The 23,624-nt window shown below is 37.0% G+C and carries 2 protein-coding genes; both read left to right on the top strand.

Annotated features, from left to right (window positions below; genetic code table 11):
- Positions 1-356 precede the first annotated feature (356 nt).
- Entirely contained in the window at positions 357-959 is a 603-nt protein-coding gene (locus LBP67_01915) for a hypothetical protein (GenBank protein MDR2083735.1), read from the top strand.
- 41 nt (positions 960-1,000) lie between these two features.
- On the top strand, positions 1,001-23,623 hold the full coding sequence (locus LBP67_01910) for a tandem-95 repeat protein (protein MDR2083734.1): 22,623 nt from the start codon (positions 1,001-1,003) through the stop codon (positions 23,621-23,623).
- The last annotated feature ends 1 nt before the right edge of the window (position 23,624 follow it).

The following is a 23,624-nucleotide window of genomic DNA, read 5'->3' as shown; positions in this document are numbered from 1 at the left end:
TAATTAGTGTTTTAAAAAGTAATTTGCAATCTAAGAATTTTTAACAAAAAATTTTATTGAAATAGATAAAAAAAGTAGCCGTTTTTATAAAAAATATTATCTTTGCAGCATGTTTTTGAGGGAGATAAGTTGCTTTTAACTTATTGATTTTTATTGAAAATTTAATGTTATTTGCTTATGCATTTAACGTTTTATGTTGTAAAAATAATTGATATTAAGTTAATTATAAAGAATGCTTCATCTCTTTATTATATTTAAAGGAAATGTATTATTATATAATTATATAATAATATGTTTTTGTTGTGTATATATATCAAATCTAATTGCTAAGAAAAATAATAAAATTAAAATAAAAAATGAAAAAACAAACAACACAAAATGAAAAAACCCGAATTTTTAAAACGGGTTTGGTATTAGTATCTCTTACAATTTTTACTTTTACCAATGTTAATGCAATGAATGCCATAACACAAGCAAACAAAGCAAATGAAACTACAATGTTCGTGGAATTTTCATTAATGTCTTCTTTACCGGCTACACAAAATGCGATTACTTTTATGCGTGTAGAAGAAGCAATTGAAAAGAATGAAGAACTAAGAAATTTGTTTTTTGGAATTCAACCCACTGTTTTAATAAATAATGGCGGAATAACTATAAATTCGGCAGAACCTGCAATTCTGGCAAAATGCCGAGATAATGCGGTAAATAAATTGTATGATAAAGAAGAAGATTACAAAAATGTAAAGGTCTTGCATATTTATATTGATGATTTGAATTATTCCGATTTGGACCTTTCTCTTTTGAATAGTTTCAGCAATTTGGAATATATTATAATTAGTTTTACATATGAAGCTTGCGGTAATACCAGCGATTCTTGTATATTATCTTTAGTACAAAATATGATAAAAACAGGCGATAAACCTATCACTGTATTATATCAATTATCAATTTCACAATAAAAAAAGAACATTTCAATTTAAAAGCATAAAAAATAAATATTATGAGTAGTTTTTACAATCTATTTACTGGAAAAAGAGTTGCTAAAATAGCAATCCTTGTGACATTTGCCCTGGCACTTGTTCCTAATCTGATAAATGCACAGGTTCGTGTGGAATTTGAGCCGCGAACCTCTGATCAAGGGTCTGCACAAAGCAGACAGATTTATAATGTGCGTGGTGATTTCTTGCTTATTGGTAATACCAATATGACATTGGAAAATTATTCACTTGGTACAGGGAATGGTAATAATAACATGATTTATGTTGATGTTGACGGAGATCCGTCAACTCTTAACTCATCGTCAGCAGATTTGCAATTTCCGGATGATTATAATGCTAACCATGAATGTACTAACATAATATATGCCGGGTTATATTGGTCCGGAAGATCGCAAACTACGACATCAGCAGCGGCTTCAATGACGGTTGTATCGGGTGCAAAGGTCATTCAAGGTACAATAACAAACCAGCAAACAATCGGTAATAGTACACAAATACCCGGAACTACAAATACAAACAGAACCATGACAGTAGCTCGTGCTGGTTCGGGCGGAGATTATTACCCAAGATATTCTTTTAGGACAAATGCGAATAATACAAATGTAACCTGGTATGTTGACTTTTTAAATACTTATCCGTACATTAGATATGCGACGGGCACTGGTAACAATGCTAATTGGATATACCCAACTGTTTATAGTGTGGTTGAAGAAGGTAGTTCTATTACTGTTACTTTTAGACCTATTAATTTAGGTACTATTAGTAATAATATTATTACTGTTGACCAAATGACAAGAACTTCAGGTGGTGGAATTAGTGCTGCCGTTGCCGCATTATCTACTGCCCGAATTAATGTCGGGGCTTCTACTTCTGTAGCAAGTAAGACATATACTAAGAATGTTGTTCAAATAAAACATGCGAATGACGGAGCATATACACAATTTACCGCCTCAACAGAGGATATTTATTATCCGGGAACTGCAAGTGGAAACATGTTTGTAGGATATGTTGATGTAACAGATTTTGTCCGTCAAAGAGGAGTGGGAGAATATACTGTTTCTGAAATAGCCTTGTTTGAAGGCGATGGCGGCGGAACCGGTTATTATGGTAACTGGGGTATGGTAGTAGTATATGAGAATTCGGTATTTCCATGGAGAGACATAGTTGTCTTCGATGGCTATGCATATATGGCAGGTAGTACAACCGGTGCCAACCAATTTGCAATTAATGGTATACATTCCGTACAAGACGGAGAAATTAATGTTAAGCTCGGTCTAATGGCAGGGGAAGGCGATTTGGATATAAACGGTGAGTATTTTCAGGTTGCCAGACAAGTTAACGGAATTCCGCAAACGGCCGTAAGTGATTATTCATATATTAATCGTGACGGTCAAATATATACTCCCGGTACTAATAATTTTTTCCGAAGTGAAATACAGGTGTCCAGTGATAGATTTCCTGAAATAGAAAATAATACCGGAGTTGATATTGCTTTATTTAACCTTGCCAATTCTGATAAACGGTTTGTAACTAATAACCAAACCTCAATGAGCTTTAGATATGGTTCTACTCAGGATACATACATAATATACAGTCTTGTCGCCGCTATTGATGCTTATATCCCCGAACCGGAAGCCCTGAATATGGTGGCTATGATCAATGGCGAACAAATAGATTATGATCCGGAAGCCGGTCTCGGCAGCATATTATTATATCCGAGAGACACTATTACATATACCCTTGAAATAAGAAATAAAGGAGATGAAGCTATTGACAGTCTTTTGATTGCCATGCCTATTCCTTATACGGCAAAATACCATTCACACAATGAGGAATACTTCTGGAATAGAGATAGCTTGAATAATTTTAATAATAAATATCCGTACCCTACTTATCCGAGAATACCTGATGATAACAATTCCGAATTTAGATTTGACGTTTCTTCAGGAGCTTCAGGGCAGGTAATGTGGTATGTTGGCGATTACATATATCAATCGGCAGAAATAGAACAGCCCGGAGTAACTACCACTTATGAACTATTGGCAAGACTGACTTTTTCTGTAGTAATCACAGACGATTGTTATATTCTTGCAGGTTCGGACGAGTGTGTGCCGCAGATAGTTGTCTATGGCGAATCATCCGGTAAAGGACATATATCCGGAGTAAATTTCGGACAATGGCCATTTATCTACGGATATAGAAATGCACCCTGTGACGACGAACCTATTACAACTCCTCCGCAGCTGACAATTGAGGCTCTTGATGAATGTGGAGATAATCAAACGGTCTATGAAATTCGTTCTATTAGTTTATGTGCCGAATCACCTACATCTGTACCTTATGCGGATGTTGCACAATATTTTATAAATGGGGCGAAATTTTACAATAAAATTGATCCCAGCACAGGAAAACCCCCGGTTGACGACCCTACTGTTGAAGAATATACGATAAATAATCCTTTTCCTGGCCCAGATTCATATTTGGATCCTATAGAGGATAGAACCGCATATTATGCAATTCCTAATGATCCGTATAACGTGTGTTATTGGACTTTTTATCTTATTGACCTGCCGGTACCCGAAATATCTTTATCTCAAAGCAGTGATACAATATGTGAAGGTTCTTCAACTAACATATTGGATTTTGTTACGCTTATTCCTGCTGACCCTGAAAGCCTTCCGGAAGGTTATCCTACAGAACTTACATACACATATACAGTATATTCTAATGCTGCCGGAACAGTACCGGTCAATGCTAATGTTTCGCCGACTACTTCAAGAAACTATTGGGTTAGAGCTCAGATAGATAACTCTATGTGTTTAACCGACTTGGTACCTGTATGGATAGAAGTTTTACCAAGAGCTAATGTCCCGGCAAATACTCAGTTGGAAGTAAATGCATGTAGCGGCGCTCAATTCAATATCGATCCTAAAACAGAAATCGGTAATTCTGTATTTCCCGCTAATACCGTTACTACGTACAGCTGGGAAGCGCCGGATCCGATTACCAATATAACAGGTTTAGCCGCGGGTACTAATGAAACAAACTTTAATGGTACACTTGTCAATAACGGCACAACATCGGTTGATGTTGTTTATGTAGTTACGCCTTATTCTTTATCTGAAGATGAGGATGTCCCTTGTGCGGGTATTTCATTTGAAGTCGTAGTTACAATATATCCTTATCCGGCTGCACCTAACGTTCAAAATTTAACAGTGTGCTATGGAGAAGATATAGATCTTCAAAATGCCGTTGTTGGAGGAACAATACCTTATAATTTCTATACTTCTGCCACAGGAGGTACGCCTCTTGATAGCCCTATTGTTACAGGTGTAACTGGTAATCAAACATTTTGGGTGGTAGATATTGAAGACGTGACAGTAGGAACTCCTTGCGAAAGCGAACGTGTACAGTTTACTCTTACAGTATTGCCGGCTCCGGTCATAAATATTACAACTACTATTTCTACTGTTTTATGTGAAGAAAGCCAAGTTGTACTTTCTGCAACAACAGATGCTGAAGCTACCATATATTGGTATGAATCGGAAACAGGCGGAGAATATATTGCTACAGGAAGTCCTGCTACAATAACATTGCCGATTGTAACACAGCAAACAACTAAAAGATATTATGCCGAAGCGGTATTTGAAAGTACTACAGGTTGTGTGTCTGTTGCAAGAGATTATATTGATATTACGATTAATCCTAACGCGATAGCAGCCCAGATTAATGTAACGAATGGAGGAACAATATGTACCGGAAATTCGGTTGTACTTACTGCTTCTCTTGCGGCCGGTGCAAATATCACTGATCCAGTTTTTACATGGTATGACAGTTCTGGAAATGAGATTGGCGTAGGCCCACAATACAATACCGGTTCTTTAACAACAAATGTAACAACAAGCATAACTTATTATGTATCTGTTCGCGGAAGTAATTATTGTGAAAATTTAGAGGAGGATCGAGCAGTTACTGTTGTTACAGTACAACAAATGCCTGAATTATCAATAACAGTTGATAATTCTTCAAAATGTTATACGGAAGGTTTTGTGTTGACACCTACTATATCAGGCACAACAACAGCTACTTTCTACGGTTGGTACTTAGATGATCCTAGCAGTCCCGGAGTAGGATATATAAATGATGTTGTGGGTAATTACTCTCCCCAACGTGAAGCTAGTGGTATTACATCAACAAGTCAGGTAGTTCCTACAACCTATACACGTCCTAATGCTAACGAAAATAATGTAACTCTACAATTAAGAGTTCAAACCGGAGTTTGCGGATATGTTATTGAAACTGTTGACCTTGAAATATTGCCTTATCCTACAAGTTATACGATTGAAATGGTTGAACAACCTACTACATTGCAAAATGTATGTCAAGATACGGCTTATATCGTTAAAATGAAATCAACAGGAGTCGGACAGATTAGTAATCTGGATATAATATTTAGTGATAATGCGGATAATACTTTAATAGGCGTTAGAAACGCGTATTATACCCCTGAATATGACATTGACAATCCGGAACTTACTGATTGGACACAATTATATGAGTACGAAAGAGGTGAGGCTGATGTAAATTCAACTACAAAATGGAGAATGACTGAAAATATTGAGGATGATAACTTTGTACTAAATAGTGAAGACTCAATATACTTCAAAATAGAAGTTTATGCAGGTTGCGGATTTTTCAATGGCGGCGCTTACGAAATTATTGTAGATGCTAATGATGCTTGTGATAACGCGATAGCCTCACCGGCTCCGAGGGTTACGACAGATGTGTTCGGAACTGTTCTGGATGAAGGAGGTGTTAGTTTTAATTATGATGTAATAACAACTTTTGATCCGCCGGCAGCAATCGGTCGCGATGGCGATAGTGTTGTAATGCGTCTTGCATTCTACCCCCAAGGTGATGACTATATGTCAAACTCCCTTACAGAAACAGCTTACTTCTTTATTCCTGATGGCTTTGAGATATTAAGAGCGGATGGGGAAACTCCATTAGGATATACTGCTATATCAAATGCTCCTGCCTTTAGTGAGTTTACTATTGATGATTATGAAAATCCGCAAACGGGTGCTATCGGAGTAGAGATATATTTCCCAATACCTGACGGTTTAACCGAAGGCGATTCTGTTGTCTTTGAAATTATGTTTACCACATTTTTCGCACAATGTATTACTTATGATTTTTATGCTCAGGTGTATTATAAAGTAGATATAGAATGCGATAATCAAGATTGTGAAATAAACCTTTTAGTTAATGGCGATTATCCTGAATTTGTTGTCGATGCATATAAATTTAGTTTAATTTATCCTCAAGATGCTCCTGTTGCAAGAGGTAACGTTGCCGATAACAAATGGTACGGAACTTTCGACTTTCTTTCCGAATCCGATTATTCTTCCGAATTGGGAGATAAATTATATGCTGATTTCTATATCGATAGTGATAATAATAATATCCTTGATGAAAATAGCGATGTTTTTGTAAAACGAATTGGTTATCCGGTGAGTGATTCCTGGACATTAGGATCAACATTCCAACTTGCCGTAGAAGCCGCAGATGCAATAGCATTCGGACAAGGTGAGCAACTTTTGGTACATTTACACAATGATACTGCTTTTTGTAATAATGATGTATTTCCAATAGCAACTTTCTATGGTCCTAACTCAGTTTGTGAAGGAGATACTGTTATTTTTTATGCACCGGCAGGAAAATCAAACTATACAACAGTCAGAATAGACGGAGTTTCGGGTGCGACCCCTACACGTATTCCTTTGGAAGGTGATGCGGATATTAATGAACATCCCGACGAGTACAGAATTGTATGGCCAGTCCGTGGTAACTTCAATTTGGTAACAACTTATTCAGTTACTGTTGACGAACAAACTACACAGCTAATTCCTGTTAACTATCCTTTCACAGTTAATGCAGCTCCTACAATTGCATTAACAGGTAGCGGAAATACAAGAATATGTCTTGGAGCCTCTACAGAACTAAGTCAATATATAAATGAAACATCAGCAATTGAGAATATTACTGTATTTTCCGTATTTAGCAAAGATGTTACTGAAGGCGGAGATATAACATATACTCCAGTGGGAAGTTTCTCTCGCATTGATGGAGTTGTTGATAATGAGATTTTGGTTTACCCGCAGAAAACAACAACCTATACATATACTGCTCAAGTAGGCGATGATGGTTGTGAATCCCGTGATTCCATTGATTTCATTGTTTATGTTGATGAAATGCCCGAAGTTTGGTCTATAGGAGCTTATACATATCCTGATTGTAACGATGACGGCGGTTCGATTTGGATTGGCGTATTTGCAAGAAACGAAGGTAACAATGAATATGAATATAGTATTAACGATATAAACGGTACTTACTTACCTTTAGAATTAAATGAAAACGGATATGCTTTAATTGAAGGATTAACTTCCGGTCATTATACAATATATGTCCATAATAAAGTTGCAAGTGCATGTTCTGCATCTCAAAGTTTATCAATAAGTTTAGTGCCGATTCATACCACTTTAAAAGCAGAAGCATTTGTTCTTAAAGACGTTACAAGTTGCGAAGTTGCCGATGGTGAAATTATGATAATTGCTAATGGCGGAACACCTCCTTATGAGTATAAACTGGATGGGAACGAATATGCCGGTTTACCTCGTAGCGGAATAATAGGAACCAATTTTGCCGCAGGAAGATATAATTTCTGGATTAAAGATAATTCAGGTTGCGAATATCCGATAGAAGAAGTACTCATTGAGGCGGATTTGGGTATAGAACTGCAAGCTACTGTAACTCAGGCTTCGGATTGTGATTTATTCGGAACTGCTCAGGTAGAAGTTCTTAATTTTGATATAAATAACGCACCATATAAATATAGATTAAATAGTCAAGGCTGGAAAGAATTTAATACTCCTATTATAGGAGGTAATGCCTATGTTGGTTGGAATACAGTAATTGTAACCGATAAAAATAATTGTGGTGGAAGTGTATCCTTTTATGTACCTCAAGAAAATCCTGGTTTCGGAATTTTATCTGCTACTGCAGTAAATGCTACTTGTGAAAATACATTCGGCGGCCAGATTGTTCTTGACATTGAATTTTATTCTAATGGTGATAATGATACCTTATATTATACTTATGGTAACGGAGAATATATAGAAATTGTAAGAGAAGAAGGTACTCCTTTTGTTACTGTAGTTATTCCTAATTTAGGAGTAGGAACTTATGAAGTTGAAGTTAGTGATGAATCCGGATGTTATATTAATAATATGGGACTCACAATCGGATTAGGAAGAGGTTCTAATATTAATATAGGTACTATCAGTGTAGTTACTCAACCTACTTGTGACGATGCAACCGGAAGTATATATGTTGCTGTTTACGAAGGAAGCGGTAATTACGGATATAATTTCGATGGTGGAAATGTATATTATCCTTTGCCTTCCGATGGTATAATTACGGAAATAACTCCTGGTATTGGTCTCTCGGCTGGTACTTATATAGTATATGTTCAAGACCTGGATAACTTAACATGTACTTCTGTTGAAAGTGAAGAAATCACATTAACCCCAAGAGATTCCGATCTGTTTATTTCTCTTTTTGAAATAACCGATACAGATGATTGTAGTGTTGCAACCGGAACTTTACAAGTTCTTGTTCAGGGCGGAACCCGACCCTATACATATATATTGGATGGTGTTTCAACACCGCTACCCGCTAATAATACATTTACAGGCCTCGCCCATGGTCCCCATACTTTTGAAGTTAGGGATGCCGGAGGTTGTTCTGTTTTTGCAGACGGATTTGTAGTAAATACTATCGGCGGTTTAGATGTTCAACTTGTTGAAATAGAACCTTCAACATGTGCTAACGATGGTTTAGCCCGTCTTGTTGTTAAAAACGGTACACCGGGATATTCGTATAAAATAATCGGCTATAATGATTTTGTCAATTTTGCCGGTGATACTGCATATATATATGTAAGTGCCGGAAGTTATGGAATCATTGTCATGGACTCGGAAGGTTGTGTTAAATATGATACTTTCTCTGTAAGCTTTGAAGGTTCAGGATTGACGGTTTCCGGCGTTTCTACTACAGATGCTAAATGTGATGGTACTGGTGACGGTAGCATTACATTTACTGCTGAAGGAACAAAACTTCCTTTAAGCTATCGTATAAATAACGGAAATTTTAATGTTATTAATAATAGTAATCCGGTTACAATATATAACCTTTCGGTAGGAAATTATACTTTATATGTTATAAATGCCGATTCATGTGAATATATCACAACAAATATAGAAATCAAATTAAACATAGAACCTAATATTCAGACTACTTCTGTTAGTGTTGTTACCCAACCTGATTGCGGAACTTCTACCGGCTCTGTAAAAATTACGGCAGAAGGCGGAAACGGAAGCTACCAATACCAAATTAACGGTGAAGGCAACTTCTTAACTTTGGACCCATCTGGCATTGTTCCGAATTTAGCTGCAGGCACTTATTACTTTGTTATTCGTGAAGCAGGTAACAATGCTTGTCCTACTGTTAGAACAGCATATATAACATTAGAATCGTTTGGAGATTTAACTATTTCCGCTACAACTACAGTATCAACCAATTGCATTGCTCCTTACAACGGTAGAATTTATTTGAATGTAGGTGGTGGTACCTATCCTTATAGTTATACATTAAGAGGTATATCTACCGCCGATAATAACGTGGCTACACCGCTTCCTGTTCCTGATGACGGATTATTGGGAACGACTTTTGCTCCGGGTAACTATGTAATCGATGTAACCGATGCTAATAGTTGTACTACTTCAATATTGACAAATGTTGGTGTTCAAAATGGAATATCCATGATCTTAAGAGCTATTACTGCTGCTGATTGTGAAGATAATCCGGGTACATTTGAAATATCTGTTGCAGATGGTTTGGCTCCTTACAGTTATATCTTGAATTACACGGATACTATTGCGTTTATAGGAACGCAGGTAACAGTTGAAGCCCCAGCAGGTTACCATTTTGTTGAAGTAATTGATGCAAACGGATGTTATGTTTCCCGGTATATAACAGTTAACTCTTCTAATAGCTCTTATGCTGAAGTTGTTGATACTACACCTGCTCCTTGTGACGGTACTGCAGGCGGTTCTGTTACATTCGAAACTTACGGACAAGATCTTGCTTCATATACTATAATGAACATTACTACTAATGTTACCGAACAAGGTAATATTACTATAAGTGACCTTGCTCAAGGTACTTATTCCGTTACTTTTACATTTTCAGATGGGTGTACTTATACTATTAATAATGTAGTAATAGGAAGAGAACCGAGTAACGATATTAAAATAGAATCAATATATATTGTTGAACAAGCTGGCTGTTCGGGAGAAGATCCCGGAACAATCAAGATTGTTGTTACCGGTGGAAGCGATAATTACTATTTCGCTATTTCAAATAATTTGGGAGTAGCGGATTTTCTACCTGCAAACGGAGAAATTTTCGGATTTGCTCCCGGAGTTTACACCTTTTATATATGGGATGCCGGTAACACATCATGTCCTCCAGTTGTAAGTAGTCCTATAGAATTATCACCAAGGATGAATACCCTGAGAATATTTACTACAGGAAGTACGGTTACAGCTTGTGGAGTTGCCGAAGGCGCTATAAATGCTCAGGTTATAGGCGCTGTAGGTGATGTGGTTTACACCATAAATAATGGTGAAGATACTTATGACCTCCCCGAAGATGGTGATTTGGGCCTATTTGCATCAGGAAGATATATCATTACTATATATGATGAGAGCGGTTGTATGGCTTCATCAGAAGCTATTGTTACCGTTGAAACTACAGCAATAGGTCTTGTATTGACACAAATTGCGGAAGCTGACTGTGATCAAAACGGTCAAATGAGAATTGCTATAGATCCTCCAGCAGGAAATAACCCGGTATGGAGATATCAGCTTGACGGTAAAGAATGGAAACCATTTGTAGTTAATACTGTAACCGAAGAGGTTACATCTGGCTGGCATAAGGTTATTGTTAGAAATGACGCAGGATGTTATGCAGAAGCTGAAATCTATATAAGTAATACTGCCGGAATTATATTATCATCTGTTGAAACAAAAGATGCTCCTTGTGATGGTACGGAAGGTGGAAGTATTCATTTGAATATTACCGGCGGTACTGTGCCGTACTCTATTACAAACTATGGTAATATTAATCTTACTGATGTTCCGGCCGGTGATCTAACTATAGATAATTTACCTGTGGGAGTTTATTCCATAGTGGTTACAGATGCGGCAGGATGTATTGCAACTTATGAAAAGATATATATAAATCATGGTTTAGATATATTTATCGCTAATAATGACTATAATATTACATATATTAATATTCCTGTTAATGGTAATATATTCGATAATGATTTCGATTATAACAATAGTATTTTAACCCTGGTATCTAATTTTGATCCGCAAAACGGTGTAATTCAAATAGATGAACTCGGAAATTATACTTATACCCCTAATACGGATTATCTTGGAAATGATACAATTTATTATACCGTTAAAAATATTTGCGGAAATACTTCAGAAGCAATGTTGGTTATAACGGTTCTTGACGAAGGAATGGAAGAATTACCTCCGATTGCAGTTACCGATCTTTATTCTACATACAAAGACGTTACAATTGCTGTCATGGATATCAGAAGTAATGATATCGAACGCAATGGAGGAACACTATCATTACCTACTATCATTTCTCAACCATCAAACGGTACATTAATAGATAATAGTGACGGTACTTACGGATATACTCCTAATGATGAATTTATTGGAACTGATATATTCTATTATTCAGTTTGCAGTAATGAATATCCTACACTTTGTGATACTACTTGGGTAACTATAATTGTTACCGGTAATACCGAAATCATTTATGCGTTTACCGATTGGTATTCAATGAATCAAAATCAAGTATTATACGGTACAACAATATTGGAAAACGATTTATACCCTGCCGGTTATACACCTGTTATTACAGTAATTTCTCAACCTTCAAACGGCGGATTACATATCAATGCCGACGGAACATTTGAATATCTGCCGGATGTTATTTTCTACGGTACAGATGCATTTTTATATGAATTATGTGTTGAAGAAGATGCGGGAATAGTATGCGATACGGCTTGGGTTTATATATATGTAAATAAAACACCGTGTCCGGTAGTTGCTCCTCCGAGAGTACAATCGCCACAAACATTCTGTCCTCCTGCTACTGTTGCAGACCTTATGGCTTTCGGACAAAATATTAAATGGTATGCCTCTGAAGATGCAACGGAAGCTTTAGATCCCGACACAGCATTGGAAGATAACACAACTTACTATGCAGGTCAAACTATCGGCATTTGTGAAAGTGATCAAAGATCTTATGTATTAGTAACTTTCAGTGATGAGTTCTTAACTCCGCCGACAGTGCCTAGCCCGCAATTATTCTGTGATGGCGCAACTCTTGCAGATCTTGTTACCGACGGCAGTAATATTATATGGTATGCTTCCGCTACAGGAGATGACGTTTTAGCTTCTACGGAACCTCTTGCTGATGGTACTACTTATTATGCCGCTATTTCTGCTGGTGCATGCGAAAGTACAACACGTACCGCTGTTACTGTTCAAGAAACAAGCGATTTTGTTTCTTATCCTATAGACGACCAAAGTTTCTGTGAATCCGCATCTGTCAGCGATATCAGATTAAATGTATATGGTAATATTACCTGGTATCCGTCTGAAACATCTACACTTGTTCTGGCGCCAGGCACACAGTTGACAACAGGAACCTACTGGGCTGAATACCAAGTAGGAGATTGCGAAACAACAACAAGAATATCTGTAAATATTACTATTGACGAATATAGTGCTCCTATTATTGCAACAAATCAAGATATGTGTCCTCTTTCTACTTTAGCTAATCTTGTAGTTGAGGGTGCCGGTGTTAAATGGTATGACGTCGCTGAAAACGGTCGGGAATTACCATTAGATACTCAAATCGAAGATGGAAAAACATACTATGCCGTACAAACTAACGGCGATTGCGAAGGCGAAATTGCTGCCGTTACTGTTAACGAGTTAATAGTTAATCCGCCTGTAGTAACTACTCCGCAGGAATTCTGCGGCTCCGCCACTGTTGCCGATCTTTATGCAAGAGGTGTTAATCTTACTTGGTATGACTCCGATGGTAATGTTTTAGCTTCTTCCGCTTCTTTGGAAAATGAAGGTTTATATTACGTAACACAACATAACGGAACTTGCGAAAGTCAGCCTTCTTATGTTAAAGTTATCATTACCGATGAGTTGATTCTGGATCCTCCATCAATTACGACTCCTCAACGTTTCTGCTCGTTAGTCGGAATGACAGTTGCCGATTTATGGACAGACGGTACAAATATTTTATGGTATTCAAGTGCTAATGGTGGAAGCCCGTTAGATCCTTCTACTCCTCTTGTTGCAGACGACTATTATGCTGCAAGAGTTGCCGGTAATTGTGAAAGTACAACAAGAACACAGGTGTTCGTTGCTCAAGCAACACCTTCGCAACCACCAGCTATAAATGCACAACAATTCTGTGAAGGAGCTCTTATAAGTAATATTGAAGTTCCTAATGACCATATAGTATGGTACTTCTCTTTTGGTGATACAGAACCTTTGTCTCCCGAAACACCATTGGTAAATCATACATATTACGCAAAACAAAGTGATGGTGAATGCGAAAGCACAAGTGGCGTTTTTGTGGAAATTACAATTTCGCAACCTCCGACTGTTATTGCTTCTGCAACACAAACATTCTGTTATGAACCTGTAATTGCCGACCTTGAAGTAACCGGTCACGGCGTTAAATGGTTTGAAAGCGAAGAAGCTACAACAGCTTTAGGTTTGGATTTCGAATTAGTAAATGGAGAAACTTATTATGTTGCACAAACAAATGGCGATTGCGAAAGTGATAGAGTAGCTGTAACTGTTACTATTTACTTGCTCGACCCTCCTTATACATTCTCTCCTCAATCTTTCTGCGAAGGAGCTTTAGTTGCAAATCTTTATGCTGAATTAACAAACGAAGATGATATAGAAGCCGGCAATACAATCAATTGGTACGATGCTGCAGGTAACCTTTTATCTCCATCCACATTATTGGATGAAGGAGAAACATATTATGTAAGTCAAAGCAATGATTATTGCGAAACTGAAAAAATAGAAGTACTGATAGAATTCCTTCCGACAGGAATGCCTGATGATATTATAGCTAATGATGTTACTATTTGTTCCGGTTCTATACCTACTTTAGCGGCAGTAGGAGCTTTCATAAATACATACAGATGGTATAATGCTAATGGCGACCTATTACATGTAGGCTCTATTTATGAACCAGATGATCCTATATTTGTTGATGAAACTGATACTATATATTATTATGTTTCCGTAACAAACCCTGCTCTTTGTGAAAATCTGCCTGAAAACAGAAAAGAAGTAAAATTAATTGTTCTTCAACAACCCGAAGTAGAAATTATTCCGAATACTGCAGGTATCTGTTATCCGGGTACATTTACATTAACTCCGGTTATTACAGGCTTGGAAGGAACTACGGTAGAATCATTCCAATGGTATATTAAAAATTCATTAGGTGATTTTGTCGCTCCTAATGAAGTAAACGGTATTTTTTCACCATCGGCTTCAGGAGGAATAACTGATATAAGTGGTCTTGGAATTACATATGCTCCGATATTAGCTGATGCAACTAATAATATTATTACGTTGGCATTGGAAATAAACGCAGGAATTTGCGGTATGATAACAGATACCTTAGAGTTATCCTTATGGCCTTTGCCTGTTATAGGAGAGATCACAATAATTTCACAACCGGAAACCGAGATTAATATTTGTGAAGAATTTGAATATGAATTAGAAATTGAGGCAATAGGTACAGGTGGACTTACAAATCTTATAATTGCCCTTGACGATTATAGAAGTACAGGTATTGAAGCATTAGGCGGCCAATATTATTATGAAGATCCTATTAATCCTGCAAATAATGAATGGAGAGATATGATTTTAACATCTTCCTTAGAGTATTTTGAGTTTACTATTTCCGAAGACGATTTTGCTAATGGTGAGGTGTATGCTTTATCTGGAGGAGAATCTCTGAGGATTAAAATAACGGCTATAACAGGTTGCGAATTCTTCTCAGGCTCTCCGGTAAGATTCTTGCTCAATGCCTCAGATGCTTGTGGTACTTTTGAAATTGATGAAAAATTTGTTATATCTGATATCTTAAATATTGATTTCGGTATTAATGATAATATCATATATAGCTTAACAAGCGAAATAGTTGCTACTCACGTAGATAGAAATGGTGATGGAATTGGTGATCCTGTTGTATTTCCTCCTTTAACAAATCCTTCGGGAGACCCAATTTATTTTGTTGATAATGACGTCAATAAAGATCTTATTTGGACTGCTACCTTTATGGCAACAGGCGATAATCCGAACCTGGATACCGATTCTTTATATTTCTTGATACCTTCCGGTATGACTTTAATTTCGGGAATATCAAGCACAACTCATTCGACTTTCTATTCCGGAATAACTCCTGAAATAGCATACGATGATGAAAACGGAATTGAATATACTATTCCTTTGCCTACCGGTTTAACCATGGATACAGAGGTTAATATTAGTTTCGAGTTCAATGTGGACGATGCGGAATGTGATGATTATAGCTTCTATATGGAAATAATCTCTGGTAAAGAAGCAGATTGTGCTACTGAGCATAGAACTTGTGAAGTATATGAAACTCGTGCCGGAAGTTATTTCGATGTAACTATACAATGGTATGAAATGGAATTCGATAATACTTCAGCAAGCAGTACCGGTGTCATGACCGGTGATTACTGGAGAGGTCAATATTCCGTTCATAATATTTCTCCTTTCTATGATGATGATGATTTATTTATTGATTTTTATATTGATAGAAATAATAATGGTATTATTGATACGGATGAAACAACCGATGGTCCTGTCGCATCTCAACATTTCCTAACTGTTGCCGGCGATGCCGATGCGTACTTTATTCTGAGTCCTGATATTGATGTGCCTGCAGAAGCTGGTTATCAGCTATTAGCTACACACTACGGCTCTACTTGTTATGATATGGTAGTGCCTATTTCAACTATCTTCGGACCTGAAACACTTTGCGAAGGCGATACTGCTGAATATGTTGCTCCTACAGGAATGAATTTGTATTCATTCACAATGTCAACAGTATCCGGAACCGCTCCTATACGTATGCCTTTAGAAGGTAATGCTGCAGTCAATCCTACCGATTCTGTTGCAAAATACAGATTCACTACTCCCGGCGAATATTATACTACTTTATATTATATGATGCCTGAAGACGGTAACCCTGTCGGTATTAGAGTTATGTCCGTAAGACGTAACATTGTCGTTAATGAAAGACCGGTATTAGCTTATACAGGCAGTAGTGAAATTAGTATATGTAGAGGAGTTACTATATCCTTAGGTGATTATTTTAGCGATACAAAAGATCTTGATGATACGCAATTTACATATTACATAGTAAATTCTGATGAAACTTTAACAGAGCTGAATAGCGAAAATGTTACTCCGTTAACAAATACAATATACAGAGCAATTGCTTCCGCTTTAGGTTGCGAAAGTAGTATTGCCCTTGATCTAACGGTTAATATCGTTGACCCCGTATATATTACATCTATATATGTTCTTGAACAACCAACCTGCGATTCAGAAACAGGAAGCATATATATATCTGCTACCGGTGGTAGCGGTATTTATGAATTTAGCTATGACGGTATTGACTATTCGGATTTCCCAGTTGATGGTATTATTGATGGATTGTCTGCCGGAAGCTATAGAATATATGTACGCGAATTCGACAATGAAAGCTGTAATCCTGCTGTAAGCCAATATATTAATTTGAATCCTTATAACAGTGATCTTACATTACAAACCCGAATCCAAAATGCGAGAACATGTAATCAAATGGCTTCATCGAGTTCAGATGGTGCTATTACATTAGTAATAGGCGGAGGTACAATGCCTTATACTTATATGATTGTAGGATTAGATAGTGACTTTAAAGAATTACCTGCCGATAACCGTATTGGAAATTTGGACCCGGGCACTTATGTTGTTATTGTAAAAGATGCTGATAATTGTACGGCAAATACAATAGCTGTTGTTGGTGCAAATGCGGGTATGTTGATAGGAATTATCAATACTGTTAATGCTACTTGTGATGCGGAAGGTGAAGTTACAATCGAAATTGTCGGCGGTAGATCACCTTACCAATATCAATTAAATTACGGATCGCATATAGATATTCTTGGTAATTCGGTTGTTATTCCTGTTGGTTCCGGTTCTCATATGGTTTATATTTATGATTCCGAATACTGCTTCGATTCAATACATTTCTCAATCTCTTTGGATGAAGATTATTATGCTGAAATTATTGATATAAATGATGCTCTTTGCGACGGAACAGGCAGCGGTAGCTTTACAATCAAATTGGATGATGTTGTAAGACCGATTACCTATGTTGTTGGAAACAATGAACCACAAAATGTTCCTCCTACCGGAGATATCCTTATTTCAAATTTATCTTCCGGAATATACAATGTTGTCTTAGACTTCGGTCCTACTAATGGTGAAGAATGTTTATTAAATCTAAATAATATTGAAATAGGTATTGATCCTACTGCCGTAATTGAAGTAAGATCAGTATATGTAACGTCTTATCCTACTTGTGATGAAGATTTAGGTAATATAACTGTTGAAGTTATCGGTGGAAGCGGTCAATACGAATACAACTTTGATGGTAGCGATACTAGACTACCATTGAATGCAGACGGTAGTATTTCGGAATTACTTCCTGCAGGTACTTATACAGTTTATGTATGGGATGCCGATCTTAGTAATTGTACAGCGGCAATCAGTACCAATATTACTCTTAATCCTGTAAATAGCGATCTGTCGGTTACTGCAAGTTCTACTCCTACTACTGATTGTAGTATATCTGACGGAACAATTTCAATTTTAACCTATGGTGGTATCGGTACAATCCGGTACTCTATCAATGGCAGTGAATTTGAACCTGTTCCTGCTTATCCTGGACTTATTGGTGATGATTTTGCCTCAGGTACTTATGACATTACCATTGAAGACGAAACCGGATGTATTGCAACTACTTCTGTAAATGTCGAAAACTTAAATATCGAGCTGAATTTGAGGATAGGCATACAACCTGCATTATGTAATCAATTAGGAGCTGTTGAAGTCCTTTTTACTCCACCTGCTGGAACGGGCACTTGGAGATATCAAATTAATGAGGGAGCTCTAACCCCGTTTATCGGTAATGATATAATAACATTCAGGTTACCGGCCGGCAACCATACTATGTATCTTGAAAATCAGTATGGGTGTAATTATACAGAATATTTTACGGTTGGTTTGTATGATTCAGATTTTATTTTTACTGCTGTAGGAAGCGAAGTTGATTGTAACGAAGATGGTACAATAACACTTGATATTGAAGGTGGAACAGCTCCGTATTTAGTTCATATAGCTGCTGATGAAACTGTATTCGAATATAATATTGCAAATAGCGGCGTAACCGTGTTAGAAGATATTCCTGTAGGGATATATTATGTTTCTGTTTCTGATGTAAACGGATGTAATTATATCCTCACTAATGTTTCGGTTACTGAAAAACTTAATTACATAATTGCTGTTAACGACTACAATATTACTTATATTAATAAACCTGTAAAAGCTAATGTACTTGATAATGATATAGATTTCTTACTGAATAAAGGAGTTCTTACAGTTATTGATAATACTACACCTAAGAATGGTAATATTATTATTAATTCCAATGGTTTCTATACTTACACACCTAATACGAATTTCGTAGGCTATGATACTGTTATGTATACAGTTCAACATGAATGCGGATATATTAATTATGCATACTTGTACTTAACAGTTATTTATGAATATATAGCTCCTCGTCCGCCTGTAGCGGGTCATGATCTTTATACAACTCATGTTAATATTCCGATACTTAATATGAGTGTTATGGATAATGATATTGATATTGACGGAGGAATTATTGAAATAAGTGATATTCTTGTTCAACCGAATCATGGATTATTATCCGATAATGGTGACGGTACATTTGGTTATGAACCTAATACTAATTTTGTAGGTAGAGATTACTTCTTGTACAAAATATGTAATGAAAATAACTTATGTGATTCCGCATGGGTAACTATAATAGTATCTCCTCTTGAAACAGAACCGGATAAGATAATTACATTCCCTGATTTCTATTCTACAACCCAAGATAATGAACTTGCTATTGTTCTTAATAATAATATCTTGATAAATGATATATATCCTACAGGTGCAACTCTTATAAATATCATAACACAACCTGTTAACGGTGTTTTAAGTAGTGTTAATCATAATGGTACATTTGTTTATACTCCTAATGCCGGTTTCTACGGCAATGATATATTCCAGTATGAATTATGTATGTATGACGGAGGAGATATACCTTGTGATACAACATGGGTGAATATTATTGTTCTTGCAAACGACTGTCCTAACATTATGCCTCCGGTTGTTACAACTTCTCAGGAGTTCTGTGACCCTGCTACTGTAGGTGATCTTGTAGCTTCCGGTTTGAACATCAAGTGGTATGATGTAGAAACAGACGGCGAACCTTTAGAGTTAACCGAAACGTTGACTGACGGTAGTATTTATTATGCAAGTCAGACCGACGGAAACGGTTGTGAAAGTGCAAGACGTTCTCCGGTTAAAGTCAGCATTGTTGAAACTATTGTTCTCAATGCACCGGAAATAGATTCTCCGCAGGAATTCTGTGAAAATGCAACAATTGCCGATATTATTACCAATAATCCGAATATTGTTTGGTACACTACCAGTACGGGCGATGTAATAATACCTACTGATACAGAATTAATAGATGACGAAACATATTATGCCGGAATTATTGCCGGAAGTTGCGAAAGTACTTCACGTACACCGGTAGTAATAAATATTGTAAGTGAAATAACTATATTACCTGAAATAGATGATCAGGCATTCTGTCTTGGAGCTATGCTCAGCGATATAGTAGTTGGAAATGGAGTAAATGTTGATTGGTATTTAACAGAAGACAACGGATCGCCTCTAACTCCTGACACTAAACTATCACAGAGAATTTATTGGGCGGAGGTTCATGCGGGAGATTGCCAAAACACCAGCAGAGTTCCTGTAAATATTACACTATTAGAATTTGAAGCTCCTGTTGCTCAGGCTATTCAAAGTTTTTGTTATGGTGAAACATTGGCCGACCTTAAAATCACAGGTGCAGGTATTAAGTGGTATGATGCTGAAACAAATGGAAATGAACTGCCATTAACAACACTACTTGAAAGTGGAAAAACATATTATGCGGTTCAAAGTAACGGAGCTTGTGAAGGTGAAATGCTCGCGATCACAACAAATGAAATTATTGTTATTCCTCCGATTGTAACTTCACCGCAATTTTTCTGCGAACCGGCTTACGTTTCGGATCTGGATCCTAACGATCAAGATATAATTTGGTATGCTGTAGAAACAGGTGGTCTTCCATTAGATTCTACTGAAGAATTAGTAAGTGGAAATACATATTGGGCAGCCAGAACAAACGGAACTTGCGAAAGTGTTTATCGTTCGCACGTAATAGCTTATGTAGAAGATTTTGTTGAACTTCCGGCTCCTAATATCCAATCTCCGCAACAAATGTGTAATATCGGTAATCCCACATTAGCAGACGTCATAACAGATGGTAGTAATATAGTTTGGTATGCAACCGCTGATGATGTTACCTCGTTGCCGGTTAATACTGTATTGGTAAACGGAAGCACCTACTATGCAGCATTCGTTGCAGGAAGTTGTGAAAGTGCCGAACGTACACCTGTAACAATAAATATTGTACCTATTATTACCTATGCACCTGAAATAGAAGATCAATCTTTCTGTGAAGGCGCTACAATTGCTGATATTAATGTTCCTAATGTTAATATTATTTGGTATAGAAACGAAAATAGTAACAACTCTATTGGCCCTTCAACTATCTTAGAATCAAGAACTTATTGGGCTTCGCAAATTGTCGGATGGTGTGAAAGCACAGTTCGCATTCCGGTAGTTATTACTATAGATGTTCCAAGTGCTCCTATAGCCGACGACGAACAATTCTTCTGCCAAGACGTAAATCCTACAATAGAAAATATTGTTATTACCGGCTCGGGTATTAAATGGTATGATGCTCCGGTAAATGGTGATGAAATTTCTTTGGATACACCATTAACACACGGTGCAACTTATTTTGCAGCACAAACTAACGGAGATTGTATAGGAGAAACAGTTGCGGTTACTGTATGGTTATATTATAATGTTAATCCGCCGGTAGCTTCAACTCCACAAGAATTTTGTATTGAAACTCCGATTACTCTAACTCTTGCTGCTGTAAAAGTACAAGGTCAAAATATCCGTTGGTATGATGCGGAAGTTGATGGTAACGAATTGCTATTAACAACTGTTCTTACAGACGGAATGATATACTGGGCATCACAAAGTTTAGGACATTGTGAAAGTAGCGGACGCACTGCCGTGAAAGTAATCCTTAACGAAGAAATGGAAGTTTCGGCTCCTGTAATTACTTCACCGCAGCAATTCTGTTCAGGCGGAACAATAGCCGATTTATTGATAAACGGTTATGATAATATTAACTGGTATATAACAGAAACACATACTATTCCATTGGATTCTCATATTCCTTTGGTAAATGGCGAAACTTATTTTGCAGGCGTTGTTAACGGAGATTGTGAAAGTACGGAAAGAACTCCTGTAACAGTAACATTAGTACCTGAAATTACTATTTTACCTCAAATTGATGATCAATCATTCTGTGATGGAGCAATCCTTGCTTCGGTAATAGTTCCTAACAATAGTATCGTATGGTATCTTTCTCCTGTTGGAGGCGAACCGTTATCGCTGCTAACTGTTCTCGAAACAAGAACTTATTATGCTGCTCAGTCGGTTGGTGATTGTGAAAATACAAACCGTGTTCCTGTAAACATTTCAATAGATGAACCTAGTACGCCTATAACTGTAGGTGAACAAATGTTCTGTGTCGGAGCAACTATAGCCGACCTTGAAGTTACAGGTCACGGCATACATTGGTATGAAACTATAGACAGCGATGCTCCGCTCGCATTAACTTATCCTCTCGTTCATAATACGACTTATTATGCAGCTAATAGCACGGGAGTAGATTGTGTAGGTGAAAGGGCTGCTGTTAAAGTTCTTATTTACGATAACTTACTGCCTCCAGTAGTTCAAACACCTGTCGAACTATGCGAGATTGTCGGTAATTTAACTTTAGCTAATATTTCTGTTCAGGGATTGAATATTCAATGGTATGCATCAGAAACAGATGAAGATCCATTACCTGTAAATACTCAGTTGGTTGACGGTACTATTTATTGGGTATCTCAAAGCATAGGTGAATGTAAGAGCGAACGTTCTTATGTTAAAGTAATTATTAATAATGAAATGATAATTCCTGCACCTGAAATAGATTCGCCAATGGAATTATGTCAGAATCTTGCCGGAACTATTCGTTTAAGCGATCTGCCTGTAAACGGACAAACAATTCTTTGGTATGCTAACCCTGAAGGAACATTTTTACTTCCTTCCGGAACAATACTTGCAAATAATATAATTGTATATGCCGGACAACGAATAGGCGAATGTCAGAGTACAGAACTTACTCAAGTATCAATCACATTTGTACCTGAAATAACAGTTCTTCCTGACGTACCTAGTCCGCAGTATTTCTGTGAAGGTGCAATGATCGGCAGTATAATTACCAATACAACAGGAATTGTATGGTACGAAACTATTGATGCTACTGAGCCGCTAGTTGTAAATCATATACTTGAAACAGGTACATATTATGCAGCAGTTATTATAGGTGCCGATTGCGAAAGCACCAACCGCTTGCCTGTAGAAATAGAAATAGAACCTGATACTTATAACTACATAGAAGAAACACAATCTTTCTGTGTATCTGCGGAAATATCGGATATTACAGTAATTGGTTATGGTTTGATATGGTATTCGGATGAAGAATTAACAACCGAATTGGCTTTGGATGAAGAACTGATTCACGGTTCTACATATTATGCGGCAAATACTAATGGCGACTGTGCATTAATTGCTTATGCTGTAACAGTTTATGTTTATGATGATTTACCTCCTCCGACAGTAATGAGCCCGATAGAATTATGTTCTACCGGTGGCGAGTTAACATTGGCAGATGTATATGTACAAGGAAGTAACATTCGCTGGTATGATGCTCAAGTTGGCGGTGACGAATTACCGCTGACAACAGTATTAACAGACGGTTCAATCTACTGGGCTTCACAAAGCATAGGCTTATGCGAAAGCGAACGCTAAT

It is taken from the genome of Bacteroidales bacterium, assembly GCA_031276035.1.
GTDB lineage: Bacteria > Bacteroidota > Bacteroidia > Bacteroidales > BM520 > RGIG7150.
This window is presented reverse-complemented; position numbering and strand designations above follow the sequence as displayed.